The organism is Streptomyces sp. SA15 (assembly GCF_002291145.1).
Lineage (GTDB): Bacteria > Actinomycetota > Actinomycetes > Streptomycetales > Streptomycetaceae > Streptomyces.
On the sequence record NZ_NTGE01000133.1, the window covers coordinates 1 to 25,895 of the forward strand.

The 25,895-nt window shown below is 69.6% G+C and carries 21 protein-coding genes; 12 read left to right on the top strand and 9 right to left on the bottom strand.

Features of this window, described 5'->3' with window-relative positions; translation table 11 throughout:
- The first annotated feature begins 491 nt into the window (after positions 1 to 491).
- Together CLM62_RS31140 and CLM62_RS31145 are read left to right on the top strand one after the other, a co-directional pair.
- On the top strand, positions 492 to 1,265 hold the full coding sequence (locus CLM62_RS31140) for an IclR family transcriptional regulator (RefSeq protein WP_095753235.1): 774 nt from the start codon (positions 492 to 494) through the stop codon (positions 1,263 to 1,265).
- On the top strand, positions 1,262 to 2,119 hold the full coding sequence (locus tag CLM62_RS31145) for an SMP-30/gluconolactonase/LRE family protein (RefSeq protein ID WP_095753236.1): 858 nt from the start codon (positions 1,262 to 1,264) through the stop codon (positions 2,117 to 2,119). The genes CLM62_RS31140 and CLM62_RS31145 overlap by 4 nt, the downstream gene beginning before the upstream one ends.
- Before the next feature lie 248 nt (positions 2,120 to 2,367).
- On the opposite strand, the gene CLM62_RS31150 is transcribed toward CLM62_RS31145, so the two are convergent.
- The 3 genes from CLM62_RS31150 to CLM62_RS31160 are packed head-to-tail and all read right to left on the bottom strand — an operon-like array spanning position 2,368 to position 5,724.
- Complete coding sequence (locus tag CLM62_RS31150; protein ID WP_095753237.1) at positions 2,368 to 3,717, bottom strand: NAD(P)/FAD-dependent oxidoreductase; 1,350 nt, start codon at positions 3,715 to 3,717, stop codon at positions 2,368 to 2,370.
- Between the two features lie 52 nt (positions 3,718 to 3,769).
- Entirely contained in the window at positions 3,770 to 5,089 is a 1,320-nt protein-coding gene (locus CLM62_RS31155; RefSeq protein WP_095753320.1) for an MAB_1171c family putative transporter, read from the bottom strand.
- A 29-nt stretch (positions 5,090 to 5,118) separates the two neighbouring features.
- The gene (locus tag CLM62_RS31160; protein ID WP_179382296.1) at positions 5,119 to 5,724 is read right to left on the bottom strand and encodes a toxin-antitoxin system, toxin component family protein; all 606 of its coding nucleotides are present in this window, start codon (positions 5,722 to 5,724) and stop codon (positions 5,119 to 5,121) included.
- A 178-nt stretch (positions 5,725 to 5,902) separates the two neighbouring features.
- Here CLM62_RS31160 and CLM62_RS31165 point away from each other — a divergent pair, with 178 nt between their 5' ends.
- The 5 genes from CLM62_RS31165 to CLM62_RS31185 all read left to right on the top strand — a co-directional run bounded on the left by CLM62_RS31165 (position 5,903) and on the right by CLM62_RS31185 (position 11,666).
- Positions 5,903 to 7,252: an extracellular solute-binding protein gene (locus CLM62_RS31165; protein WP_095753238.1), complete on the top strand. Its 1,350-nt coding sequence runs from the start codon at positions 5,903 to 5,905 to the stop codon at positions 7,250 to 7,252.
- Complete coding sequence (locus tag CLM62_RS31170; protein ID WP_095753239.1) at positions 7,249 to 8,187, top strand: carbohydrate ABC transporter permease; 939 nt, start codon at positions 7,249 to 7,251, stop codon at positions 8,185 to 8,187. Before CLM62_RS31165 ends, CLM62_RS31170 begins: the two co-directional genes overlap by 4 nt.
- Entirely contained in the window at positions 8,184 to 9,056 is an 873-nt protein-coding gene (locus CLM62_RS31175) for a carbohydrate ABC transporter permease (RefSeq protein ID WP_095753240.1), read from the top strand. The genes CLM62_RS31170 and CLM62_RS31175 overlap by 4 nt, the downstream gene beginning before the upstream one ends.
- A gap of 21 nt (positions 9,057 to 9,077) precedes the next feature.
- Positions 9,078 to 10,046, top strand: a complete 969-nt coding sequence (locus CLM62_RS31180; protein ID WP_095753241.1) for an arabinan endo-1,5-alpha-L-arabinosidase — start codon at positions 9,078 to 9,080, stop codon at positions 10,044 to 10,046.
- A 105-nt stretch (positions 10,047 to 10,151) separates the two neighbouring features.
- On the top strand, positions 10,152 to 11,666 hold the full coding sequence (locus CLM62_RS31185; RefSeq protein WP_095753242.1) for an alpha-N-arabinofuranosidase: 1,515 nt from the start codon (positions 10,152 to 10,154) through the stop codon (positions 11,664 to 11,666).
- A 12-nt stretch (positions 11,667 to 11,678) separates the two neighbouring features.
- Here the strand turns inward: CLM62_RS31185 and CLM62_RS31190 are convergent, their stop codons facing one another.
- Complete coding sequence (locus CLM62_RS31190) at positions 11,679 to 12,770, bottom strand: hypothetical protein (protein WP_257004202.1); 1,092 nt, start codon at positions 12,768 to 12,770, stop codon at positions 11,679 to 11,681.
- 117 nt (positions 12,771 to 12,887) lie between these two features.
- A complete protein-coding gene (locus tag CLM62_RS31195; protein ID WP_095753244.1) occupies positions 12,888 to 15,587 on the bottom strand; it encodes a beta-galactosidase in 2,700 nt (899 codons plus the stop codon).
- A gap of 84 nt (positions 15,588 to 15,671) precedes the next feature.
- Here CLM62_RS31195 and CLM62_RS31200 point away from each other — a divergent pair, with 84 nt between their 5' ends.
- The 5 genes from CLM62_RS31200 to CLM62_RS31220 all read left to right on the top strand — a co-directional run bounded on the left by CLM62_RS31200 (position 15,672) and on the right by CLM62_RS31220 (position 19,931).
- Positions 15,672 to 16,130 carry an Rrf2 family transcriptional regulator gene (locus CLM62_RS31200; protein ID WP_095753245.1) on the top strand — a complete coding sequence of 153 codons (459 nt, stop codon included), beginning with the start codon at positions 15,672 to 15,674 and terminating at the stop codon, positions 16,128 to 16,130.
- Positions 16,131 to 16,332: 202 nt separating this feature from the next.
- Positions 16,333 to 16,983 (top strand): DUF4360 domain-containing protein, encoded by a 651-nt coding sequence (locus tag CLM62_RS31205; protein WP_095753246.1) that lies wholly within the window; start codon positions 16,333 to 16,335, stop codon positions 16,981 to 16,983.
- A gap of 110 nt (positions 16,984 to 17,093) precedes the next feature.
- Complete coding sequence (locus CLM62_RS31210; protein ID WP_095753247.1) at positions 17,094 to 17,390, top strand: hypothetical protein; 297 nt, start codon at positions 17,094 to 17,096, stop codon at positions 17,388 to 17,390.
- A 151-nt stretch (positions 17,391 to 17,541) separates the two neighbouring features.
- Complete coding sequence (locus tag CLM62_RS31215; protein ID WP_095753248.1) at positions 17,542 to 18,516, top strand: arabinan endo-1,5-alpha-L-arabinosidase; 975 nt, start codon at positions 17,542 to 17,544, stop codon at positions 18,514 to 18,516.
- Positions 18,498 to 19,931, top strand: coding sequence for a family 43 glycosylhydrolase (locus tag CLM62_RS31220; protein WP_095753249.1), 1,434 nt, complete (start codon positions 18,498 to 18,500; stop codon positions 19,929 to 19,931). The genes CLM62_RS31215 and CLM62_RS31220 overlap by 19 nt, the downstream gene beginning before the upstream one ends.
- 95 nt (positions 19,932 to 20,026) lie before the next feature.
- Here the strand turns inward: CLM62_RS31220 and CLM62_RS31225 are convergent, their stop codons facing one another.
- The 4 genes from CLM62_RS31225 to mmsA form a co-directional block, all read right to left on the bottom strand.
- Positions 20,027 to 21,697 carry a histidinol-phosphate transaminase gene (locus CLM62_RS31225; protein ID WP_095753250.1) on the bottom strand — a complete coding sequence of 557 codons (1,671 nt, stop codon included), beginning with the start codon at positions 21,695 to 21,697 and terminating at the stop codon, positions 20,027 to 20,029.
- A 162-nt stretch (positions 21,698 to 21,859) separates the two neighbouring features.
- On the bottom strand, positions 21,860 to 23,008 hold the full coding sequence (locus CLM62_RS31230) for an aldose epimerase family protein (RefSeq protein WP_095753251.1): 1,149 nt from the start codon (positions 23,006 to 23,008) through the stop codon (positions 21,860 to 21,862).
- A 58-nt stretch (positions 23,009 to 23,066) separates the two neighbouring features.
- Complete coding sequence (gene mmsB / locus CLM62_RS31235; protein WP_095753252.1) at positions 23,067 to 24,311, bottom strand: multiple monosaccharide ABC transporter permease; 1,245 nt, start codon at positions 24,309 to 24,311, stop codon at positions 23,067 to 23,069.
- Entirely contained in the window at positions 24,308 to 25,858 is a 1,551-nt protein-coding gene (mmsA, locus tag CLM62_RS31240; RefSeq protein WP_095753253.1) for a multiple monosaccharide ABC transporter ATP-binding protein, read from the bottom strand. The genes mmsB and mmsA overlap by 4 nt, the downstream gene beginning before the upstream one ends.
- Between the last annotated feature and the right edge of the window lie 37 nt (positions 25,859 to 25,895).

Sequence of the window (25,895 nt, forward strand, 5' to 3'; positions counted from 1 at the left end):
CCACCCCCCCCCCCCACCCCCCCCGCGGCCCCCCCCCCCCCCCCCCCCCCCCCCCCCCCCCCCCGCCCCCCCCCCCCCCCCCCCCCCCCCCCCCCCCCCCCCCCCCCGCCCCCCCCCGCCGCCGGCGCCGCCGCGGCCGGTACCGCTGCCCAGCCGCCCCCGGCGCCCAGCGCCACGAGGGCGACCGTCGCCGCGCCACGTCTCAGTCGGACACGGCGCAGCTCAAGGGAATCCCGCTTCATCAACCACTCCATAGCTCGGGCAAGCTCCCCCCAAGGAGCTCCTGAAGGTGATCGGAGATCATCACCGAATCACCACGACTGAGACCGTGAAGCGGAGAAAAAGGTTGTACGTAAAGCGGCGGAAGCGACAGAAGTGACCCGCCCGCCCATTGCCCGGGCAAACCTCTATGACTAGCCTGTGTTCGTCATGCCGATCGTCTGTTGAAATTTCGAACACAGGCGCCTTAGAAACAAGGGAGGGGGCCGGTCGTGGGACGCCTTGTACCTGCCGTGACCCGAGCTCTCGACATTCTTGAGCTCTTCCTCGACGGGGACGGGACGCTCTCCGCCCCCGACATCGTGCGCAAGCTGCAGCTTCCGCGCACCACCGTGCACGAGCTGGTCACCACACTCGCCGCCCGGTCGTACATCGTCCAGGTGCCCGGCCAGCCGGGACGCTACCGGCTCGGAGTGCGCCCGTACCAGCTGGGCAGCCGGTACGCCGAGCAGCTCGACCTCGCCGCCGAGGGCCAGCAGGTCGCCCGCTCGGTCGCCGAGACCTGCGACGAGACCGTGCACGTGGCGATCCTGGAGGGCACCGACGTCATCTACATCGCCAAGGTCGACTCCACGCACGCCGTACGCATGGTGTCGGCGGCCGGCCGGCGGCTGCCCGCCCACTGCACCTCCGTCGGGAAGATGCTGCTGGCCTCTCTCCCCGACCACGAGCTCAGCTCGCGCATCCCGGACGACGCCGACCTGGTCGCGATGACGCCCAACAGCATCACCGAACCGGACGCCCTGCGCGAGGCCCTGACCGAGATCCGGCGGCGGGGCATCGCCGTGGAGAGCCGCGAGTCCAACCCGGACGTGTCCTGCGTGGCCGCCCCGGTCCACGACCGCACCGGCCGGGTCGTCGCCGCGCTGTCCATCTCCGTGCCGATGATCCGCTGGAGCGACGAGCGCCGCGTCGAGCTGGAGCAGCTCGCCGCGAAGGGCGCCGCCGAGCTGTCGGAGCGCCTCGGCCACCGGAGGGTGGCATGACGACGTACGCGTACGAGGTGGCGGTACGCGCGGAGGCGGAGCTCGGCGAGGGCCCGACCTGGGACACGGCGGCGGGGCACCTGATCTGGATCGACATCCTGGGCTCCCGGATCTACACCTACGACCCCGTCTCAGGCCGTCGCACGTCCCGTACGACCGAGCAGCACGTCGGCGCCGTCAAACCGCGCGCGGGCGGCGGGCTGGTCCTCAACCTCCGCGACGGCGTCGGCCTCCTCGACCCCGACGACACCTTCCACTGGCTGCACCACGAGCCGGTCCCCGGCCGCCGCGCCAACGACGCCGCCATCGCGCCCGACGGCTCCCTCTGGGCCGGCACCATGCGCTACGACGAGGCACCGGGCGGCGGCACGCTCTCCCGTCTCACCGCCGACGGCTCGGTCGAGGTCGTCCTCGACGACGTGGCGGTGAGCAACGGCACGGGGTGGAGCCCCGACGGACGGCTCATGTACTACATCGACTCGCCGACGCGCCGGATCGACGTCTTCGACTTCGACTCCGCGGACGGGCGCGCGCGGGGCCGGCGGCCGCTGGTCGAGATAGAGGAGGGCGCGGGTTTTCCCGACGGGCTGACGGTCGACGCGGACGGGTGCGTGTGGGTGGCGCTGTGGGACGGGGGAGCGGTGCGGCGCTATACGCCGGGCGGCGAGCTGGACCGGGTGATCGAGCTGCCCGTGCCCCGGGTTACGGCGTGCGCGTTCGGCGGGGCGGACCTGAGCGACTTGTACGTCACCACTGCTCGAGTGGGGCTTTCGGCGCCGCATCCTGTGGCGGGGTCGCTGCTGGTGGTGCGGGGCGCCGGGAAGGGTCTCCCGCAACCGGCGTTCGCTGGCTGAGGCTGGTTGGTGCTGGGCGGGGGTGGGCCGCGCAACCCGGCGCTGGCGGGGTGCCGCCCTCTTTGGGACGGGTGCTAGGCGGCACGAATGCCCGCGGATTGCGAGCAGTGGTTGCCCACGGATCGCCCGCAGCCGACGCCGTCAGGCTGCGGGCAGTCGTGCCGCTGGGGCGGCTCCCGACCCAAAGAGGGGCGGCAACCCGCCAGCGCCGGGCCGCGCGGCCCACCTCCGCCCAGCCCTATCCACCCTCAGCCATGCAATCCCGCTCGCTTAAGTTCATCTGCCGTCAGCGGCGGCTGCCGAAGCGCCGGCTTGAGTGGACCCACCGCCGCCGCCAGCAGAACCGACGGCGCCAACAGCACCTCCGCCCCCCGCTCCAACGACGTCACGTCGGTCACCTGCCGGGCGATTCGGCCGTTCCCGGTGGCCGTGTACATCAGGCGGCCGACATACGCGGCCACCAGCCGATCCCTGAGCGTCGGCCCGTTCTCCGTCGCCCCCGGGTAGAACACGTCCTGCCCGATCGCCAGGTCCCAGGCCGCCCCGACCGGCCGGGCCGCCGCCTTCTGGATACGGCGGGACAACCCGGGCGAGGCCCACCCCTGACGCCGTATCGCATCCCGCAGGATCACCGCACTTTGGGCCCCGACCGCCAACCCGTGCCCGTACACCGGGTTGAACGCGGCGAGCGCGTCGCCGAGGACCGCGAAGTTCTCGGGCCACGCCGGCATCCGCTCGTAGAAGTGCCGGCGGTTGACGGTCGTGCGGGTGAACGACACGTCGGACAGCGGCTCGGCGTACTCGAGGAGCTCGCCGATCACCGGATGCCGCAGCTCCTCGCGGGCGTACCGGACGAAGTCGTCGTTCGAGGTGGAGGGTTCGCCGCCACGGGTGCCGTTCAGGGTGACGATCCACCGGCCGTGCTCGATGGGCAGCAGGAAGCCCGCCCGGCCCGGTCCCGCGTCCCGCGGGTCGGGCTGCACGTTGACGACCGGGAAGCCGTCCCGGGCCTGCTCGGGAGCGAGGTAGAGCCGACTCGCGTACGCCAGGCCCGAGTCGACCTCGCGTCTGTCCACCTCGGGCAGCCCAAGAGCCGTCAGCCACCGGGCCGCCCCCGAGCCACGGCCGGTGGCGTCGACGACCATGCCCGCCTCGACGACCCGTTCGCGGCCGTCGAGCAGCCCGCGCACCCGGACCCCGGTGACAGCCGCCGAGGTGCCCTCCAGCCCCACCGCCTCCGCGCCCCCGACCAACTCGATCCGCTCGTCCGCGAGGACCCGCGCGCGGATCGTCGCGTCCAGCAGGTCACGCCCGGCCAGGATCACGTGATGGGACTCGGGCCACCGCCGGAACCAGCCCCGCGCCCCCAGGGCGACCATGTCCGTCGTCACCGGCAGCCGGCGCGCCCCGGCGTCCCGAAGCGCGCCGGTGACACCCGGCAGCAGCTCCTCCATGGCCCGCACCCCGCCCGACCACAGCATGTGGGCGTGCCGCGCCTGCGGCAGTCCCTTGCGGGGCTCGGGCCCGGCGGGCAGTTCGTCCCGCTCGACGACGACGACCCGGTCGACGAACTCGGCCAGCGCGCGCGCCGCGAGCATGCCCGCATGGGATCCCCCCAGGACTACGGCGGTTCTGGCGGGGGTGGGTCTGTCACTCATGCACGGACACGCTCTCTGCCGGGGCGGCCGCGCGGGCGCGTACCGCCTTGATGTCGTCGGGGCGGCGAAGGGCTTCGGACACGCCCTGGATCTCGCGCAGCAGATACGTGGTGTCCGCGGCGGAAGGGGCGGACGGGCCCGAAGGATCGGACGAGCCCGACGAATCGGACCGGCCAGAAGGATTGGACCCGCCCGACGAATCGGACCGGCCCGACGAATCGGACGGGGAGTAGCCGCTGTCGCCCTCCGAGGACCGCTCCCCGGCCGCCGCGTCCAGAATCATCACCGCGGCGGCGACAGCCTGCGCCCGCTCCCGCTCGAACCCCAGCGCGAGGGCCGCGTCGTACGACCGCCCGCGCAGCTCCTCGTCGAGGTGCCGGGACAGTTGCAGAACGCCGTCGCGGATGAACGTCTCGCGGCGGATCAGACGCAGTTCCGCGGTGGTGCGCAGCGCGAAGGGCTCGCGGCTGCCGGTGACGGTCCGCATCAGCCGGGAGAGGGGCTTCAGGCTCCGGTGACGGCGGCGGACCAGCCAATGCTCCCGTAGGTACTGGCCGGCGTGCGGGACGATGAAGCCGATCGCGACCAGGGTGGCGGCGATGCTGGCGGCCGACGGCGCCACGTTGGTGTTGAGCCAGTCCAGGTCGTGCCCGGTCCACCGGGCGACGACGGCCGTCAGCTTGGCCGCGCTGAAGAGCAGGTTCGTCGCGTAACCGACCCCCAGGAACCGCAGCCCCCAGCGCAGCCAGGCGTCGAGGCCGTCCGTGCGGATCCAGTTCCAGATGAGCCTGGCCGTGATCGAGCAGGCCACCGTGTGCGCGAGCAGGTAGAGCAGGATCTCCTCGCGCATGAACGGCGTGTTGGCGTAGTACGTGTCCAGGTCCCGGATCCGCTCCACGGGGACGTCGGCGAGTGCGAAGAGCACCCACAGGGCGACGACCACACCCGCGTAGACGGAGACGACCCACCGGGTCGCGCGCCGGGTCTGTGCCGAGCGCTCGGTACGGCCGTTGCGCCAGGCGATGATCAGCAGCAGCCAGGACGCGGAGAGCGCGGTGAGCAGGGAGTACACCCAGGGTGCCGCGATGTTCGGCACCCCGGTGACACGGTTGGTCCAGGCGATGGTCCCCGGAGCCGCGAAGACGAACACCGCGCAGGCGAACACCAGCAGGCCGCCGACGGCGCGCAGCAGCGGGTCCCGCCACAGCTTGACGATGCTGGGCAGTTTGATCGCCAGGGCGGCGGCCAGCACCACGGTCGGCAGCCAGAAGGAGATGTAGATCCCGCGGAGGGACGCCTCAAGGGCGAGCAGGGAGCCGGCCTCCGGTGCGAAGGCGGTGGTCACCGGGGCCTACCTCCGCGTCCGCGGTAGCCCAGCGTCCGCTGCACCGGGTCGAGGGGCGCCTCGGCCCCGTCGGACACCAGGGGCCGGAAGACGGCGGCCAGACGGTGGCCGAAGTCGTCGGCCTCGGCCTCGTCCCGCTTACGGGAGCCGTCGCGGGCCGCCACGGTGAGGGCCACGTCCCTCCAGCCGGGCCTGCGGGCCAGGGCATGCGCGGCCGCCGTACCCGCCACGTGGTGGTGGCTGTGCGCGGCGTGCATGTGCCACAACTCGTGGCCGAGAATGACCAGTTGCTGCACGGCCTCGGCCCGCTCCTCGACGATGACGAGGTCGAAGTCCTGGAACTCGACCCACAGGCCGGTCACCTCGATCTCGTCGGGGAACCGCTCGAAGCGCAGCTCCACAGGCCGTCCGCCGCGGCGGACGCTCATCTCCTCGCACAACGCCCCGCACAGCTCGCGGACGTCGGCCGGCGGCCGGGGTCTGGCGCGCAGGGCGGTGGCGAGGTCGGCCACGAGGCCCCGCATCGCCGAGCCGCGCCGGGAGCTTCGCAGCGTCGCGGCGATCCGGGCCGCCGCCGTGCTGCGCGCGCCCGAGATGTCCATCGCTCCCCCTTCTCACCGCCGTTCGAACGGCTCGTCCGAAGATTACTCACCCGGCTGATTTCTGTCCGACCCATTGACGTGCGGGAGCTTCGATTTTACGGTCCCGTTCGAAGTTACGAGCGCAATTCGATATATCGAACATCCTTGAGTTAATGATCTCGAACAGTTAGGGCAGGGCATGGGACGACCTGACCTGAACCGCAGGCAACTTCTGGCCACCGCGGGCGGCCTGACAGTCGCAGGTGCCTTCGGTTTCGCCGCACTCGGCACGGGCGCCGACGCCCTCGCCTCCGACGCCAGCACCCGCGTGCGCTACTGGAACCTCTTCAGCGGCGGCGACGGCTCCAACATGATCGCGATGCTGGACGCCTTCCGTAAGGAGCACCCCGACATCGCGGTGAAGGACTCCACTCTCCAGTGGGGCAACCCCTTCTACACCAAGCTCGCCATGGCCGCCGCGGGCAATCGTGCCCCCGAGCTCGGCGTCATGCATGTGGGCCGGGTCGCGGGCTTCTCGCCGGGCCGCCTCCTCGACCCCTGGGACGTCGCACTGCTCGCCAAGTACGGCGTGCGGCAGGAGGACTTCAACCCCGCGCTGTGGAGCCGCGGTGTCATCGACGGCAAGCTCTACGCCCTCCCGCTCGACATCCACGTCCAGCTCTGCTTCTACCGCAAGGACGTGCTGAAGAAGGCGGACCTGCTCGGCGACGACGGCCGGATGATCCCGGTCACGTCCACCGACGAGTGGTTCGACGTCCTGAAGAAGGCCAAGCAGGTCCAGAAGAAGGGCCTGCAGACGATCGGTCTGTGGACCAACGACCAGAACTTCCAGTGGTGGTTCTTCGTCGCCTTCTACACCCAGCTCGGCGGCGAGTGGTTCAACGACGCCCGCACCGAGGTCCTCTTCGACGCCGACAAGGCGACCCAGGTCCTGGAGTTCCTCCGGCAGCACGTCACCGACGGCTACGTCATCCCCGGTGCACCCACCGGCGAGCAGTTCGTCAACGGCGCCCCCTTCACCTGGGAGGGCAACTGGTCCGTGCCGGTCTTCTCCGGCGCCAAGCTGGACTACGGCGCGACCCCGCTGCCGCCCGTCTTCGGCAAGCAGGCCACCCACGCCGAGTCGCACGCCTTCGTCCTGCCCCACCAGGCCGGCCGCGGCGGCGCCACCAACGAGGCCGCGCACGAGCTGGCCGCGTACGTCGTCACCCACGCCCAGCAGTGGGCGGCCGGCGGCCACATCCCCGCCTACACGCCGACGCTCTCCACGCCCGAGTACCAGAAGCTCACCCCGCAGAACGAGTACGTGAGCGCCATGGACCACCAGGCCACCGAGCCCAAGGTGTGGTTCGCGGGTTCCACCGGTGTGCTCGCCCAGGACCTCGGCCCGGTCGTCGTCTCCTCGACGATGGGCTCCGCCAAGCCGGCCGCCGTCGCGCGGACGATGAAGAACCGTCTCACCAAGCTCCTCGCCTCGAAGAACCCGATGGACGGCAGGACCGCCGCGCAAGGAGGTGCGGTCGCATGACGACCAGTGCTCAGACCGTCGTCGCGCCGGCCCGCGCGAAGACCGCGACCGCGGTCGCGACCGTCCGCCGCAAGCAGGGCTTCCAGCACGGGGGCTGGTTCATCGCCCCGTTCCTGCTGCTCTTCGCCCTGTTCGTGATCTGGCCGCTGCTGCGCGGCGTCTACCTCAGCTTCACGGACGCCAACATCTCCGGCGAGGGCGCGAGCTTCGTCGGCCTCGACAACTACCGCGAGGCCCTGCGCGACTCGGCGATGTGGGACGCCCTCGGCCACAGCGCGTACTTCACGCTCCTCGTCGTACCGTGCATCACCGTGCTGGCCTTCCTGCTGGCGATGCTCGCGCACCACATCGAGCGCGGGAAGTGGCTGTGGCGGCTGTGCTTCTTCGTGCCGTTCCTGCTGCCGTCGACCGTCGCCGCCAACATGTGGCAGTGGCTGTTCACCCAGGGCATCGGCCTGTTCAACGAGACCCTCGGGCTCGACACGCCCTGGCTGACCGACAAGTCGTACGCGATGCTCGCCATCGTCATCCAGACCCTGTGGTGGACGGTCGGCTTCAGCTTCCTGCTCTACCTCGCCGCGCTCCAGGGCATCCCCGACCACCTCTACGAGGCCGCCAAGCTGGACGGCGCGAACGCCTGGCACCGCATGGTCCACATCACGCTGCCGATGCTGCGCAACATCACCGGCCTGGTGATCGCGCTGCAGATCCTCGCCTCGCTCCAGCTCTTCGACCAGGCCGTCGTGATGATGGACTTCACTCCAGGGCCGGAGCTCAGCACCAGGTCGTTCGTGCAGTACACCCTCGAACAGGGCTTCACCAGCTACCGCGTGGGCTACGCCTCCGCGATGTCCATCATCTTCTTCCTGATCATCGCAGTCGTCGCCCTGGCGCGGATGTGGCTGCTGCGCAACCGTGAGGAGGGCGGCCGATGACCACCGCCGAGACGACCGTACGCACCGTACGCACCAAGTCCCGCAAACCTTGGACGCCCAGCCAGATCGTCCTCACGATCATCGGTGTCGCCGTCTCCGCCGTCTTCCTGGCGCCGATCGTCGCCGCCCTGCTCACCTCGTTCAAGTCCGAGGCCGAGGCGGCCGAGATCCCGCCGCACTGGCTGCCGGAGGTCTGGACGGGCCAGGCGTGGAAGGCCCTCTACGAGACCGGCAACGTCACCGACTGGTTCGTCAACTCCCTGGTGGTGTCGGTCTGCGTGACCGCCATCGTGCTGACGGTCAGCGCCCTCGCCGGCTACGGCTTCGCCCGCACCGAGTTCCGCGGCAAGAACGCCCTGCTCGGCCTCATCATGGCGGGCCTGATGATCTCCCCGGCGGTCCTCGGCGTACCCCTCTTCACCACCGTCCAGCAGATGGGCATGGTCGACACGTACTGGGGCATGATCCTGCCGCAGTGCGCCCCCGCCGCGATGGTCTACATCCTCTACAAGTTCTTCCAGGGCATCCCGCGCGAACTGGAGGAGGCCGCCTTCATCGACGGCGCCGGCCGCTGGCGCGTCTTCTTCACGATCGTCGTCCCGCTCGCGAGGCCGTCCCTGGCGGCGGTGGGCATCTTCACCTTCATCGCCTCATGGAACAACTTCCTCTGGCCGTACATGGTCACCAACAACCCCGACCTGATGACCATGCCGAACGGCATCGCGACCGTCATGAACTCCTACGGCATCCAGTGGGCCCAGCTCATGGCCGGCGGCCTGATGGCGGGCCTGCCCCTGATCGTGGTCTTCGTCTTCTTCCAGCGGCAGATCGTGGCGGGCGTCGCCCACACGGGTCTGGCCGGTCAGTAACCCTCTTGAGGAGAGCCTGAGTTGAAGCGATTCAGACTCGCCGCGTTGGTAGCCGCGGCAGTGGTCGCCCTGCTGCCGAGCACGGCGACGGCCGATGTGACCTACCCCGATCCCCAGCCCATCACCGGCCAGCAGATCATCCACGACCCCACCGTCATCCGCCTCAAGTCCGGTGGCTACGTGGCCTATTCGACCGGCGGCGTGATCGGCGCCCGCCTGTCGAAGGACACCAAGCACTGGGACGACGCGGGCAACGCCTTCGCCGAGCCGCCGAGTTGGTGGTACGAGTACAACGACACCGGCGACCCGTGGGCGCCGGACATCTCCTACCGCGCGGGCAAGTACTGGCTGTACTACGCGGTTTCGTCATGGGGCACCAACCACTCCGCGATCGGCGTCGCCACCTCCCGCACCGGCCTCCCCGGCACCTGGACCGACCACGGCAAGGTCTTCACCTCCGAGACGACCGACTCCTGGAACGCCATCGACCCGGCGATCATCAGGGCGGACGGACGGCTGTGGATGTCGTTCGGGTCGTACTGGACGGGCATCCGGATGGTGGAGCTGGACGCGCGGACGGGCAAGGCGGTCGAGGGAGCACCGGTCCACCACTTGGCGACGCGTCCAGACGCGCCGTACGCCGTCGAGGGCCCGTACATCGTCAAGCACGGCCGCCACTACTACCTCTTCGCGTCGTACGACGCGTGCTGCGCGGGCGTGAACTCGACGTACAAGATCAAGGTGGGTAGATCGACGAAGATCACCGGCCCATACACCGACAGCACGGGCAAGCCGATGCTGGAGGGCGGCGGCGACCTGTTGCTGGAGGGGCACGGCAGGTACATCGGCACGGGAGGCCAGTCGGTCTTCCAAGACCGGGGCAGCGACTGGCTGGCGTACCACTACTACGACGCAGAGGACGAGGGCACGCCGAAGCTGGGGCTCAACAGGCTGAACTGGACAAGGAACGGCTGGCCAATCGTCCCTTAGGGGCGCGGGGCCGTATCAATTTGCGGCTCCGCCGCGTGGGCGCGACCAGCCCCCACGCACCCGCGGCCGCCGGCGAAACAGAACCACGCACCTCGAAAGGCGCACATGCAGACCGCACGTTTCACCCTCGACCCCGCCTTCACCATCGGCGAAGTAAACCCCCGCCTCTTCGGCTCCTTCGTCGAACACCTCGGCCGCTGCGTCTACACCGGCATCTTCGAACCGGACCACTCCTCGGCCGACGCCGAAGGCCTCCGCACCGACGTCCTGGACCTGGTCCGCGAACTCGGCGTCACAACGCTCCGCTACCCCGGCGGCAACTTCGTCTCGGGCTACAAGTGGGAGGACTCCGTAGGCCCCGCCGAAGACCGCCCCCGCCGCCTGGACCTGGCCTGGCACTCCACAGAAACGAACCGCTTCGGCCTCAGCGAGTACATCGACTTCCTCCGCAAGGTCGGCCCCCAGGCCGAGCCCATGATGGCCGTCAACCTCGGCACCCGCGGCGTGGCCGAGGCCCTCGAACTCCAGGAATACGCCAACCACTCCGAGGGCACCGCCCTGTCCGACCTCCGCGCGAGCCACGGCGACAAGGACCCCTTCGGCATCAAACTCTGGTGCCTCGGCAACGAGATGGACGGCCCCTGGCAGACCGGCCACAAGACCGCCGAGGAGTACGGCCGCATCGCCGCCGAAACCGCCCGCGCCATGCGCCAGATCGACCCGAACGTCGAACTCGTCGCCTGCGGTTCCTCCAGCCAGAGCATGCCCACCTTCGCCGAATGGGAGGCGACGGTCCTCAAGGAGACGTACGACCTCGTCGACTACATCTCTCTCCACGCCTACTACGAGCCGCACGACGGCGACCTCGACTCCTTCCTCGCCTCCGCCGTCGACATGGAGTCCTTCATCGAGAACGTGGTGGCGACCTGCGACCACATCGGCGCACGCCTGAAGTCCAAGAAGAAGATCAACCTCTCCTTCGACGAGTGGAACGTCTGGTACCTCTCCCGCTGGGAGGAGCAGGCGAAGACGTTCACGCAGGACGACTGGCCGGAGGCCCCCCGCCTCCTGGAGGACAACTACAGCGTCCTGGACGCGGTCGTCTTCGGCTCCCTCCTCATCGCCCTGCTCCGGCACGCCGACCGCGTCACCGTCGCCTGCCTCGCCCAGCTGGTCAACGTCATCGCCCCGATCATGACCGAGCCGGGCGGCCCGGCCTGGCGGCAGACGACGTTCTTCCCGTTCGCGCAGGCCTCGAAGTACGGCCGCGGCGAGGTCCTCGACGTCCGCGTCGACTCGCCGAGGTACGAGACGAAGAAGTACGGCGAGGCCGACCTGCTGCACGCCACCGCCGTACGCGCCGAGGACGGCACGGTCACCGTCTTCGCGGTAAACCGCAGCCGGACCGACGCCCTGCCGCTCGAAGTCGGCCTGAACGGCCTCGACCTGACGTCGGTCGTCGAGCACAGCGCCCTCGCGGACGCCGACCCGGACGCCCGCAACACGCTCGACGCCCCCGAGCGGGTCGCCCCGCACACGGTCGAGGGCACGGCCCTCCAGGACGGCACGCTGAACGCCGTCCTGGAGCCGCTGTCCTGGAACGTCATCCGGCTGGCGTAGTCAGCTCCGCGGTCACCGCTCGATGCGGACCTGGGCGGGCGGATACGGCGAGGAGGACGTCGTACCGACCGCCCAGTAGTCGCCGCCCGAGCCGGGCACGGAGACAAGGGAGCTGATCAGCACGGGGGTGTCGGCGGCCGGACCGCGTTCGCTCACCCAGGCCGCGCCGTCCCACCGCAGGTAGTGGGCCCGCTTCTGGTCCCAGAAGTCCCAGCCCGCGATGCGGTCGGACCGGCCCCGCGCGTCGCCGACGATCGCGGTGAGCATGCCGACGCCGAAGGGCGCCGTGACGCTCTGCCAGGTGCTGCCGTCCCCGTGCAGGAGGTGGACGCCCGGGGGCTTGCCGGGCGGGCCGCCGACCCCGTAGCCGTAGCCGGTGAGCCAGATGTCGTCGTCGGCGACGGGGAGCAGTCCGGTCACGGTGGCGCGGATGCCGCCGGGTGCGGGCAGTTCGGTCCACGTGTCGCCGTCCCAGCGGGCGACGAGCTCGCTGCCGTAGACCCACACGTCACCGCACCGCGTACGGCACAGGCCCGACGGCGTGGCGGTGGCCCCGCTCGGGAGCGGTGGCGACCACGTCCAGCGGCCCCGGTGACCGTGCAGCAGCACGCAGCCGTCGCTGTTCCGGCCGGAGATCCACACGTGGCCCTTGGGCTCGGTCGTGACGCCGGTGAGGGAGGTCCCGGCCGCCCCGCGTCCGGGGAAGTCGGCGTCCTGCCAGGTCTGCCCGTCCCAGGCGAGGAGCCGTGCGGCGCTGGTCGCTGCACCGCCGACGGCCCAGGCGGAGCCGTCGGAGGCGCCGGCGACGGACCACAGCGATCCGGTCAGTCCGAGGTGGCCGAGGCCGGTGCGCGTCCAGGCCGTGCCGTCCCAGACGAGCGCGAGAGGCGTGCCGCGGGTGCCGCCGTCGCGGCCCTCCTCGCCCACGGCCCAGGCGAGGCCGGGACCCGCGGCGGCCACGTCGGTCAACTGGGCGGCCGGCGTGCCCTCGGGCGCCGGTACGGCCTGCCAGTCACGGGGTTCTGCGACGGCCGGGGCGGCCTCAGCTGCCCCAGCCGTTCCGCCGCTCGCCGAGGCCAGGCCCAGCCCGGCCCCGGCACCCATTAATCCGCTGATGAAACGCCGTCTTCGCACGAGGTTCCCCCTTCTTCTTCGGCGATCTGGGGGCAATACGGTTCACCAGCAGGCCGGAGAAGGCAATGCACGGGACGGGCCGTTCGGTCATACCGCTTCCACGGGCACCCCACCCGCCGCGCTCCCCAGCAGCGTCAGCCGTACATCCCGCGGACCGGACGGTGTGGTCCCGTCGGACAGGACCGCCAGAGCCAATGTGTTGGCGCCACGTGTGCGGAGGATCCCGTTCGGCAGGACGAAGGTGTGCTGCGGGCCCACGTCGTTGATGTACTGGCCCATGTTCCAGCCGTTGAGGAAGATCTGGACGCGGTAGGCGTGAGCCGGGTCGTCCTCGAGGACGAGCCCGATCGAGGCGTCGACGCCACTTTCCACGGCGAGGCTGAAGGTCGTCCGGTACCAGGTCACGCCCTGCCGGCGGTCGGACCAGGGAAGGTCGACGGTCTCCCAGTCGCCGTCGGCGAGCTCCGGCAGGTGCCAGCCCTTCCGCTCCCCGAACAGCCCGCCGTTGTTCAGCGGCCCGCGCACGGGATCGGGTGCCGCCGCTCCCTGCAAACGCCAAGCGACCTTCGGGGAGGCCCCCTTGAAGGTGACCGCCGTCAGCCCGCGGGCCGCCTCCTGGGTGTCGCGCGCCATCCGCCGGACGAGGACGGACAGGACGCGCTCGGAGCCGCGCTCACGCACCCTCTCGGGCACGGAGAACGTGGCCGTCGCCGCCCAACTGCCCTGCCGTACCGTGCCGTTGTCCGGCACCGGCATCCGGTGCGTGCCCAGCGGCTCCCCGTCCAGCCATGCCATCAGCAGCCCCTGCGTACCGGTGCTGTAGGCGAGGGACACGGACTCGAGGTCATCGGCGTCCGTGAAGCGCCCCCGGTACCAGACGTCGCCGTAGTGGAAGCCGTAGTCGTCCGCGAAGAGGACGGGCTGCCCCTTGGGCACAGGGGTGACGCTGTACGCCGTCTTCTTGTCGGCGACCGCCCAGTCAGAGTCGTCGAAATCCGGAGCGGACTCGGGGTTCTCGTCCCGTCGCCGCCACCCGCCGTCCAGCGCGGGCAGGCTCACCGGGCGTACCCCGGGCAGCAACTGCTCCACCAGCAGGCTGTCGGTGGCGCTGGCCCGCGTCCGCAACGGGCGCCGGTTCCAGGTGACCTGGCCGATACCGCGCGGCCCCCACACCTCCAGCCCGGTCTCCCCGACCGTGTCACCGGTGACGTGCGCGGTGGCGCCGCGCAGGGTGACGTCACGCACCAGCGCCGGGCCGTACACCAGCACCGAGCCGGACGGGGTGTCGTACGGCCACAGCCGCAGGGTGGTGGCGTCGTCGGCGAAGAGCAGCAGCAGCGGCCGGTCGCCCCCGCCGCCCTCGACCAGGACCCGGGTCAGTCCACCGGCGCCGAGCGGAGCGGTCACCCGCAGCACGCCGCGGTCGTACACCCACGCGCCCTCGGCGTCCAGCCGGGTCGTCGTCGGCTCCTGAGGGCAGTCCAGCGCGATCTGAGCCATCTCGCCGCGCGGGCCCGCGAAGACCGCGATGTCCTGCCGCCCGGCGGTCAGGCACATCATGGGCTGCACGGTGGAGTACCTCAGCTTCCGCTGTCCGAGGGCCAGTCCGGTCGCCAGCAGGCGGGCGTCCCGGGCCGGGACGGTGACGGGTACGTCGAAGTCGGTGCCGGGCAGCGTCGAGGTGACCTTCTCGGCGCTGTCGTTGCGCAGGACGTAGACGTGGGCGCCGGTGTCCGGGTTCCTCAGGTTGTACACCTTCAGCCGGTCGTGCGGGGCCCTGACCGCCGCCGCCCGGTGCAGCTTGGCGAAGTCCGGCTGGCGTTGCAGCAGATGCCCGATCTGGTGCGTCGGGGTGAGCTTCGCGGTCGGCTGGCGGCCCTCGTCCATGGCCGCCCCGTAGTCGTACGAGGTGTAGACGGCCGGCGCGGGCAGCCAGCCCCACGAGGTGCCGCCGAAGGTCATGTAGGCGTTGTGCAGCGGGCTGCCGCCCGCGAGGTCGGTGAGGAGGAGACGCCGTTCGTACGCCGCGTCCCGGATCCGCCGCGACTGCGCGTACCCCTTCCCGCCCCACGGGTCGGGCCGCCCGTCCCTCTTCCTCCACTGGTCGCCGTGGAGGAGGGGCACGTCGATGCCGTCGGCGCGCGCCTTGCTCCGGAACCGGTCCTCGAGCTCGTACAGCAGGACCGTGCCCCTGCCCTTGGTGAACAGATGCCGGGCGGCTATGGAGTTCACCCGCGTCAGCCACTCGTCGGCGTGCGCAAGATAGGCCGGGTCGGCGGTGTCGGCCCGGGCCCCGGTGGCCGTCAGCCAGCCCGGGAGGCCGCCGCCGTCGACATCCGCGTCGATGTACGGGCCCGGCCGCAGGATCACGTACAGGCCGGTCTCGGCGGCCGTGCGCAGGAACAGGTCGAGGTCGCGGACGCCAGTGAAGTCGTACTCCCCGGGCGCGGGGGAGTGGTAGTTCCACGGCAAGCAGGCGCTGACCGCGTTGTGGCCGTGCGCGCGCATCTTCTGCAGCACGTCCCGCCACAGCGACGGACTCGGCAGCCGGAACGGGTGCATCTCGCCCGACCACAGCACCAGCCGCTTGCCGTCCACGAGCAGCGAGTACCGGTCGAAGCCGACCGTGTGCCCGAGCCCGTCGGCGGCCGGCGGACCCGGCGCGGGGCCGGTGGCCACACTGCGGGACGAGGAGGCGTTCGTCCGGGCGCCGCCGCTGCCGCCCAGCGCGAAGCCGAGCGCCGTGGCGCCGGCGAGGGCGCTGAAAGTACGTCTGCTGAGCCCCAAGGGAGCGCCTCCTGTGTTGCCTGTTCGTCCCGCGACCGCCCGTGGTGGGTCATTCTGTACGGCCGGACACCGCACAATTGTCATATGAGGATCTCGGCGCGAGCGGACTACGCGGTACGAGCGGTGCTGGAGCTCGCCGTACGGCAGGACGACGGACCGGTGAAGGCGGAGACCATCGCCACCGTCCAGGACATTCCGCACAAGTTCCTCGAGGGGATCCTCGGCGACCTGCGGCGCGGCGGCGTCGTCGACAGCCGACGCGGCGGGGGCGGCGGCTACCGTCTCGCGCGCGAAGCCTCGGCGATCACCGTAGCGGACGTGATCCGGGCCGTCGACGGCCCCATCGTGTCGGTGCGCGGCGAGCGCCCCACGGGCCTCGCGTACACCGGGACCGCCGAGCCCCTGCTGCCGCTGTGGATCGCGCTGCGCGCCAACGTCCGCCGGATCCTGGAGGGCGTCACGGTCGCCGACCTCGCGGCGGACGCCCTGCCCGAGCCGGTACGGCAGCTGGCGGCGGAACCGGCGGCTTGGGAGAACCCCTGAGGACGCTGTGAACGGGCCTCTGTGAATGGCCGGAGAGCGACCTGGCCGCTCGCGGTGGGGCTGCGTACGCTGCGAGCGCTCCGGCCTTCACAGCTTCTTCATGTTCCTCTCATGGGCCGGGGCGCGTGCACCCGTCTATTGACATGTACATGACTTAGTAGTGCATGACTTGGTAACCCCCCACTGAACGGATGGGAGAATCATGGCCGGTGGCCTGCTCCTCGGCGGCGCGATCGCCGCGCTCCTCACCACCGCCCTGCCCGCGCAGGGCCCGTCCTCCGGGTTCGACGACCCGCCCCCGGACAAGATCGTCATCAAGGTCGCCACGGTGAACGGCTCGGGCTGCCCGCAGGGCACGACCGCGGTCGCCGTCTCCGAGGACAACACCGCCTTCACGGTGACCTACAGCGACTACCTCGCCCAGGCCGGCGGCAACTCCGACCCCACGGCGTCGCGCAGGAACTGTCAGCTCAGTCTCATCGTCCACGTACCGCAGGGCTTCACGTACGCCATCGCCAGCGCGGACTACCGGGGCTACGCCATGCTCCAGCCAGGGGCGAGCGCGGTGCAGAGAGCCTCGTACTACTTCCAGGGCTCTTCCGGCACGGTGTACAAGACCCACCACTTCGCCGGCGCGTACAACGACAACTGGCAGGCCACCGACACCACGGACTGGGCCCAGCTCGTCTACGCGCCCTGCGGGGTCCAGCGCAACTTCAACATCAACACGGAGCTCCGGGTCAACGCGGGCACCCAGTCGCCCGGCAAGGTCAGCTTCATGACGATGGACTCGACCGACGGTGACATCAGCACCAAGTACCACCTCGCCTGGAAGAAGTGCCCGGGCAAGTGAGAAGGGTGGGGCCGTCCGCTCGGCGGGCGGCCCCTTCGTCCGGTGATCGGGGTAGCGTAAATCAGGTCAAAAGTATCACCAGGCATCGAAGTATGTGAAAAGGAGTGCGCATGGCGTTGACCGCGCGCATGGTGAAGCGCATCGCCCAGGACTTCTCCGGGCGGCACGGCCAGGTCGTGGAGGGGCTCCTCGCCGAGCTCGTGCACCACCTCACCGAGATGGGCGAGAGGGAGGACAAGGAGCGCATCGCCGCCGCCACGCTGCTGTGCGGCCGGGGAAGGCTGGACCGCCTTCTCGACGCGGTACAGCTGGCCAAGGAGGACTGGCGGGACGTGCTGGTGGGCGCGGGGCTGGCGGACGCGGACTGGAGTGAGCGCCTGGAGGCAGAGCTCGGCCCGGCTGCGTGAAGTTTTCCGGGCGCGTGGAGAGTTGAGGCTGCGCGGGCCATTGACGCGCAAGGGGTTCGATTCTACGGTCCCGTCCGAACAGGCGATCACTGTTCGAAATCACGGACATATCGCGGACCCTCAGACCCCCACACCTGCAAGGAGCGTCAGCGTGAGCCGCACCTCCCGCAGAACCGCCCTGCTCGCCGTCCCCGCCGCCGTCCTGCTCGCCCTCGTCCCGAGCTCGGCGTCCGCGTACCCCAACCCCGGCCGGGTCACCGGCGACATCGTCACCCACGACCCGACGATGATCCGCACCTCGTCCGGCCAGTACCTGCTCTACGCCACGGGCGGCGGCATCGCCAGTAAGACCTCCAGCGACCGCACCGCTTTCAGGAACGGCAGCGACGCCTTCTCCAGCAGGCCGAGCTGGTGGCGGAACTACTCCTCCGTCCCGGAGGCCTGGGCGCCCGACATCTCGTACCACGGCGGCAGGTACCTGATGTACTACTCCGTCTCGAAGTTCGGCTCGAACACCTCCGCCATCGGTCTCGCCACCTCCAGCACCGGGCAGCCGGGCAGCTGGACCGACCAGGGCACCGTCTACACGTCGAGCTCGTCCAGCGACTACAACGCCATCGACCCGAACCTCTTCGTCGACAGCGACGGCAAGTGGTGGCTGTCGTTCGGGAGCTGGTGGACCGGGATCAAGATGATCCAGATCAATCCGTCCACCGGGAAGCAGCTCTCGAGCAACACCACCCGGTACTCCCTCGCCTCCCGCCCGACCGGAACCAAGGCCGTCGAAGCGCCCTACATCGTCAAACGAGGCAGCTACTACTACCTCTTCGCCTCCTACGACACCTGCTGCAACGGCACCAGTTCGACGTACAAGGTGAAGGTGGGCCGGGCCACCAGCGTCACCGGGCCGTACCGCGACAAGAACGGCGTCTCGATGATGAACAACGGCGGGACGCCCGTCCTGGAGTCCCACGGCAGCGTCATCGGCCCCGGCGGGCAGTCGATCATGAACGACGCCGACGGCGACCTGATCGTCTACCACTACTACGACGGCAACGACAACGGCACGCCCAAGCTGGGCATCAACCTTCTGAACTGGAGCAGCGGATGGCCCGTCGCCTACTGACCCTGCTGGCCGCGCTGCTCCTCGCCCTGTCGCTCGGACAGCCCTCCGCGAGCGCGGCCTCCTTCTCCAACCCGGTCAAGGCGCAGAAGGGCGCCGACCCCTGGATCTCGTACCACAACGGCAACTACTACATGGTGTCGACGAGTTGGACCGACGTCATCACCATGCGCAAGTCCACCACCCTCGCCGGGCTCAACACGGCCCCCAGCGTGCAGGTGTGGAAGGGCGACGCGGCGAACCGCTGCTGCAACATCTGGGCGCCGGAGCTGCATTTCCTCAACGGCCGCTGGTACCTGTACTACGTCGCCGGACAGAACGTCTCCGACTACAACCCGACGCAGCGCACCCACGTACTGGAGAGCGCGGGCTCCGATCCCATGGGGCCGTACACCTACAGGAACCAGCTCAACTCCGCCTGGATGCTGGACCCGACGGTCGCCACCATCAACGGCCAGCTGTACCTGTTCGGCAGCGCGAGCGGTGGGACGCAGAACCTCGTCGCCGCCCGGATGTCGAACCCCTACACCCTCGCCACCGGCTTCTCCACCATCTCCCGGCCGACCAACTCCTGGGAGACGTCCGGCGGCACGGTGAACGAAGGCCCGGAGATCCTCCAACGGGGAGGCAGGACCTTCCTCATCTACTCCGCCAGCGGATGCTGGACCCCCGACTACAAACTCGGCCAGCTGACCCTGACAGGCTCCGACCCCCTCTCCGCATCCTCCTGGACGAAGAAGTCGACGCCCGTCTTCCAGCGGAACGACGCGAACGGCGTCTACGGGCCCGGCCACCACGGCCACTTCAAGTCGCCCGACGGCACCGAGGACTGGATCGTCTACCACGCCAACGACTCCTCCTCCGACGGCTGCGACAACGGCCGCACGGCCCGAGCGCAGAAGCTCACCTGGAACTCCGACGGCACACCGAATTTCGGTACGCCTGTCCGGCTCGGGGCGAGCATGACCGGTCCGTCGGGTGAGCCGTCGGCCGCCTCGACGACGTACACGATCACGAACCGCAACAGCGGCAAGTGCCTCGACGTCGCCGGAAGTTCGACGGCGGACGGGGCCAACGTCCAGCAGTACACCTGCAGCGGCGGCAACAACCAGAGGTGGCGGATCGAGGACCAGGGGGACGACACCAGCCGCCTGGTGAACGTGGCCACCGGCAAGGTCCTGGACACCGCCGACTGCTCGTCCGCCGACGGCGCCGATCTGAGGCAGTGGTCGTGGCTGAACAACACCTGCCAGCGGTTCCGGTTCCTCGCCACCGACGGCGGCTACGTCCGGATCGTCAACCAGGCCACGGGCAAGGTCGCGGATGTCGCGAACTGCTCAACGGCGGACGCGGCAGATGTACGCCAGTGGACGTGGCTGAACAACAACTGCCAACAGTGGCGCCTAAACCCGGTTTAGTACAGCTAACCCAGGGGCGCGGGGAACTGCGCGACCAGCCACAACGGGTCCGCAGTCGCCCGCACACAGCACCACTTACGGCGAATAGGCGTCTGTCACCCGGCCTGCCCCATCCCCGCAGCGTTAGGCCAACTCTGCGCATTGGGCCACCCGGTCGCCGGAGCCGTCTGAAGATCCGCCGCAGCGGCCGGGCCGGTCATGCCGCGGACCTGGGCCGCGGTGAGCCCGCCCCGGGCGGGGACGCCGGGCGGCGTCGGGCCGCCCATCGGGCCCGGCGCCTGGGCCGCAGCCGGCACCGGAGTCGGCATCGGGGCCGGCATGGGCGCAGGCATGGGCGCCGGCGCCGGTACCGGAGTCGGTGCCTGCATCGGAGTCGGCGCCTGCATCGGAGTCGGCGCCTGCATCGGAGTCGGTGCAGGGGCCGGGAAGCCCACCGCCTGCGCCCCCGCCTGAGCCGCCGCAGGCATTGGCATCGGCATGCCGGTCCCGGCGGCCGGGGCGGCTGCGATCCCCTGCCCGCCGGAACCCATGGCCTGAGCGGCAAGGCCCTGCATGCCGGAGCCGTTGGTGGAACTGACCAACCGGTCAACTGCCGCCGTACCCGAGCTGTAGCTGGTCCCTGTAGCCAGCTCGGGCACGGCGGCTCCCCTCCTGGTCCCGTAGAGCACCTGTTCCAGGCCGGACACCAGGCGACGCACGTCCACCTGGGGGCGCACCACGAGTCGCAGGAAGCGGCTGGAGGAGCCGATCTTGTTGCCGCACTCGCGGACCAGGATCCGGTGCTCGGTGAGCATCCGGTCCCGGACCACGGTGCCTTCGGCGCCCACGGGGAGGCGCACGAAGAGGAAATTGCCCTGGGACGGGTACACCGTCAGACCAGGCAGCGCGGCCAGCTGGCCGGCCATGTCCAGCCGGTCCCGTCGCACCTGCTGGAGGCTCTGCGCGTACTCGGCGCCGTGCTCCTTGAGCATGAACACCACGTGCTCCGCGAAGGAGTTGAGGTTCCACTTGGGGAGCATCGACCGCACCCGTCCCGCGAGCGCCGGGTTGGCGACCAGGTAGCCGAAACGTATGCCGTGCAGACCGAAGTTCTTGCCGAGGCTGCGCAGAACGATGACGTTGGGCCGCAGCATCGCCTCCTGCACGACGCTCGGCTCGGCCTCGGCGTCCGCGAACTCCAGGAACGACTCGTCGATCACCACCAGGTCCAGGTCGGCCATCGCGTCCATGAACTGCACGATCGCGTGCTTGTGCAGAAAGCCGCCGTCGGGGTTGTTCGGGTTGCAGATCACGGCGACCCGGGTGCCGCGGGCGCGGATGAACTCGGCGTACTGCGCCAGGTCCAGGGCGAAGCCGCTGGACTCCTGGAGCGGGAACATGTCGACCCGCTTGCCGGTCTCCATCGGCTGGTCGGTCCAGCGGCCGAAGGTGGGGACGGGGATGGCGAGGGACTCGCGGACCAGCAAGTGGTCGATCCAGGTGATGAGTTCCGTCGAGCCGTTACCCATCGCCACGCACTGCGGGGGAAGCTGGAGCAGGCTGCACAGCTCGGCCGTGATGGTGTCGGCGCTGCTCGGGTAGTACGTGATGATGTCGCGAAGGCGGCCCGCCATCTCGTCGAACATGGCGGGCGTGGGGAAGTACGGGTTGCAGGGAATGCAGAAGTCGACCGGACCGGCTCCTTCGCCGCCCTCCCGCGTCAGCGCCGCCATCGACGGGCTGTGCGCCGCGGTGCTGCGGAACAGCGAGGTGACGTTGTCAGCCAAAGGAGCCTCCGTATGGGGCGGGCTCGGCGGGGACGACCGGGCCCGTCGTCTTGGGTGGCCCGCGCGGGGGAGCACGGGCCGCCCTTACATACGGAGGCTGGGGTGGCGCTGTTCAGCCGCTGAGAGATCGGTGAGAACTTGTGTGCCACCTGTGAAGACGGGTCAGCAGTCGAACGAGTGCACTGTCGTCGTCCGGTACGTCTGCCCCGGCTTCAGCACGGTCGACGGGAACGACGCGTGGTTCGGCGAGTCCGGGAAGTGCTGCGTCTCCAGGCACAGGGCGTCGCCCTGACGGTAGGTGCGGCCGCCGGGGCCGGTCAGGGTGCCGTCGAGGAAGTTGCCCGAGTAGAACTGCAGGCCCGGCTCGTTGGTGGCCATCTTCAGGGTGCGGCCGGAGGACGGGTCGCGGAGTGTGGCGATGTGCGCCGGCTGGGCCGTGATGCCCTTGTCCAGGACCCAGTTGTGGTCGAAGCCCTTGGCGGTGATCAGCTGCGGGTGCGCGGCGCGGATGTCCCGGCCGATCGGCTTGGCCTTGCGGAAGTCGAAGGGGGTGCCGGAGACCTTCGCCAGTTCGCCGGTCGGGATCAGACCCGAGTCGGTGGGCGTGTAGCGGGAGGCGGCGATCTGGAGCTCGTGGTCCTCGATCGTGCCGCTGCCCTCGCCGGCGAGGTTCCAGTAGACGTGGCTGGTGAGGTTGACGACCGTGGTCTTGTCGGTCGTGGCCTCGTAGTCGATGCGCCAGTCGCCGTGCTTGGTGAGGGTGTAGGTGACCTTCACCTTGAGCGTGCCCGGGTAGCCCATCTCGCCGTCGACGGACGTGTAGTACAGGTACAGGCCGACGTCCGCGCCCTTGGTGAACGGCTCGATGTCCCACACGCGCTTGTCGAAGCCCTGGGCGCCGCCGTGCAGGCTGTTGGCGCCGTCGTTGACGTTCACCTGGTACTTCTTGCCGTCCAGGGTGAACTGGCCCTTGCCGATGCGGTTGCCGTACCGGCCGATCAGGGCGCCGAAGTACGGGCTGGAGGCGACGTAGTCCTCGATGTTGTCGAAGCCCAGCGACACGTTCTTGTACCGGCCGTGCCGGTCGGGGATCTCCAGGGACTGGACTATGCCGCCGTAGGTGAGGACCTTCATGCGGGTCCCGCCGTTCTCCAGCGCCCAGCTGTAGATCTTCGTGCCGTCGGCGAGCTTGCCGAAGAGCGACTTCACCGGCTTCCTGCCTCCCGTGGCGTGGGCCGTGCCACCGACGGTGGCGGCGGTGATGCCGGCGGCTGCGGCCCCGGCGATGACGGTACGTCTGCTCAGTTCCATGTGCGGCTCCTGCAATGGAGAGAGAAAGGGCCCCGCCTTCTGGCGGGGCCCCAGTTCGTTACGAACCGACCTTGCGCTTGTTCCACACGTCGAATCCGACCGCCGCCAGGAGCACCAGGCCCTTGATGACCTGCTGCCAGTCGGTGCCGATGCCGACGAGGTTCATACCGTTGTTCAGCACGCCCAGGACCACACCACCGATGATCGCGCCGAGGACGGTACCGACGCCGCCGCTCATCGACGCGCCGCCGATGTACGCGGCCGCGATCGCCTCCAGTTCGAAGTTGAGGCCGGCCTTGGGCGAGGCCGCGTTGAAGCGGGCGGCGAAGACCAGACCCGCCAGGGCCGCGAGCATGCCCATGTTCAGGAAGAGCAGGAAGGTGACCTTCTTGTCCTTCACGCCCGACAGCTTGGCCGCGGCCAGGTTGCCGCCGATCGCGTAGACGTGACGGCCGATGATCGCGTTGCGCATCACATAGCCGAAGCCGACGACCAGCACACCGAGGAGCAGCAGCACGATCGGGGTGCCCTTGTAGCTGGCGAGCAGCAGCGTGACCACGAGGACGGCGCAGACCAGCGCGACCAGCTTCAGCACGAAGAGCTTGGTGGGCGGCACCTCCAGCGAGAACTCCTGCTGCCGCTTGCGGTCACGGACCTCCTGGAGCACCACGAACGCGAGCACGGCGAAGCCCAGCAGCAGCGTCAGGTTGTGGTAATTGGTGTCCGGACCCACTTCAGGCAGGAAGCCGTTGGAGACCTTCTGCAGACCCTCCGGGAACGGGCCGAGCGTCTGTCCCTCCAGGAAGATCTCGGTCAGACCGCGGAAGACCAGCATGCCGGCGAGGGTCACGATGAACGACGGAATGCCGAGATAGGCGATGAAGAACCCTTGTGCGGCACCCCCGGCCGCGCCGATGGCCAGGCACAGCACCACGGCGAGGACCCAGGGTATGTCGTTCTTGACCATGAACACGGCGGCTATCGAGCCGACGAACGCTGTCAACGAGCCGACCGACAGGTCGATGTGGCCCGCGATGATGATCAGCATCATGCCGATCGCGAGGATCAGGATGTAGCTGTTCTGCAGGACCAGGTTCGAGACGTTGCGCGGAAGCAGCAGGTCGCCGTCGGTCCACACGGCGAACAGCGCCACGATCAGGCCGAGGGCGATCAGCATGCCGTACTGCCGCATGTTGCGGCGCATGCCGTCCAGCACCAGCTGGAGCAGGCCGTCGCCCGCGGCCGAACCGCCCTTGCCGGGCGGCGCCGGGGCCGGCGTCTTGGCGGTCACATCCGTGCTCATCGGGTTACCTCTTTGTCCTTCGTCATCTGACGCATCAGCGATTCCTGTGAGGCCTCGGCCCGCGAGAACTCACCGGTCAGCCGTCCGGCGGCCATCGTGTAGATGCGGTCGCACATACCGAGCAGCTCCGGCAGCTCGGAGGAGATGAAGACGACCGCCTTGCCGTCGGCCGCCAGCTGGTCGATGACCGTGTAGATCTCGTACTTGGCGCCGACGTCGATCCCGCGTGTCGGCTCGTCCAGGATCAGCACCTCGGGACCCGAGAAGATCCACTTGCTGAGGACGACCTTCTGCTGGTTGCCGCCGGACAGCTTGCCCACCGGCTCGAAGACGGTCGGGGCCTTGATGTTCATCGACTTGCGGAAGCTCTCGGCGACCTGCCGTTCCTCGTGCTCGTCGACGACACCGCGCTTGGCGACTTTCCCCAGGGCGCTGAGTGAGATGTTCCGGTTGATGGTGTCGATGAGGTTGAGGCCGTAGTGCTTGCGGTCCTCGGTGACGTACGCGATGCCGTGCTTGACCGCCTCGGAGACGGTCTTCGTACGGATCTCCTTGCCGTCCCTGAGGACCGTGCCGCCCGCGTACCGGCCGTAGGAACGGCCGAAGACGCTCATCGCGAGCTCGGTGCGCCCGGCCCCCATGAGGCCCGCGATGCCGACGATCTCGCCGCGCCGCACCTGGATGGACACGTCGTCGACGACCTTGCGCTGCTGGTCGATCGGGTGGTTCACGGTCCAGCCCCGGATCTCCAGGGCGGGCGCGGTGCCCTCCTCCGGCTGGTGCGGCGTCCGCTCCGGGAAGCGGTTCTCCAGGTCGCGGCCGACCATCCCGCTGATGATCCGGTCCTCGGTGGTCTCCGGGGCCTTCACGTCCAGCGTCTCGATGGTGCGGCCGTCCCGCAGGATCGTCACCGAGTCGGCGACCTTGCGGATCTCGTTGAGCTTGTGGGAGATGATGATCGAGGTGATGCCCTGCTTCTTCAGCTCCAGGATGAGATCCAGGAGCTTGCCGCTGTCCTCGTCGTTCAGCGCGGCGGTCGGCTCATCCAGGATGAGCAGCTTCACCTTCTTCGACAGCGCCTTCGCGATCTCCACGAGCTGCTGCTTGCCCACGCCGATGTCGGCGACGCGGGTGTCCGGGTGGTCGGTCAGACCGACCCGGCGCAGTAGTTCGGTGGCGTGCCGCAGCGTCTCGGTCCAGCTGATGATGCCCCGCGTGGCGTGCTCGTTGCCGAGGAAGATGTTCTCCGCGATGGAGAGGAAGGGCACCAGGGCCAGCTCCTGGTGAATGATCACGATGCCGTGATGCTCACTGGCCCTGATGTCCTTGAACTCGCAGACCTCTCCCTCGAAGAGGATCTCGCCCTCGTACGTGCCGTGCGGGTGGAGGCCGGAGAGGACCTTCATCAAGGTCGACTTGCCGGCGCCGTTCTCCCCGCAGATGGCGTGGACCTCGCCCTGCTGGACGGTCAGTGTGACGTCCGACAGCGCCTTGACGCCGGGAAAGGTCTTGACGATCGAGCGCATTTCCAGGACGGGTCCCGCCATGGTCGTGCCTTCCAATCAGTGGTGAATCGTCGGTCGG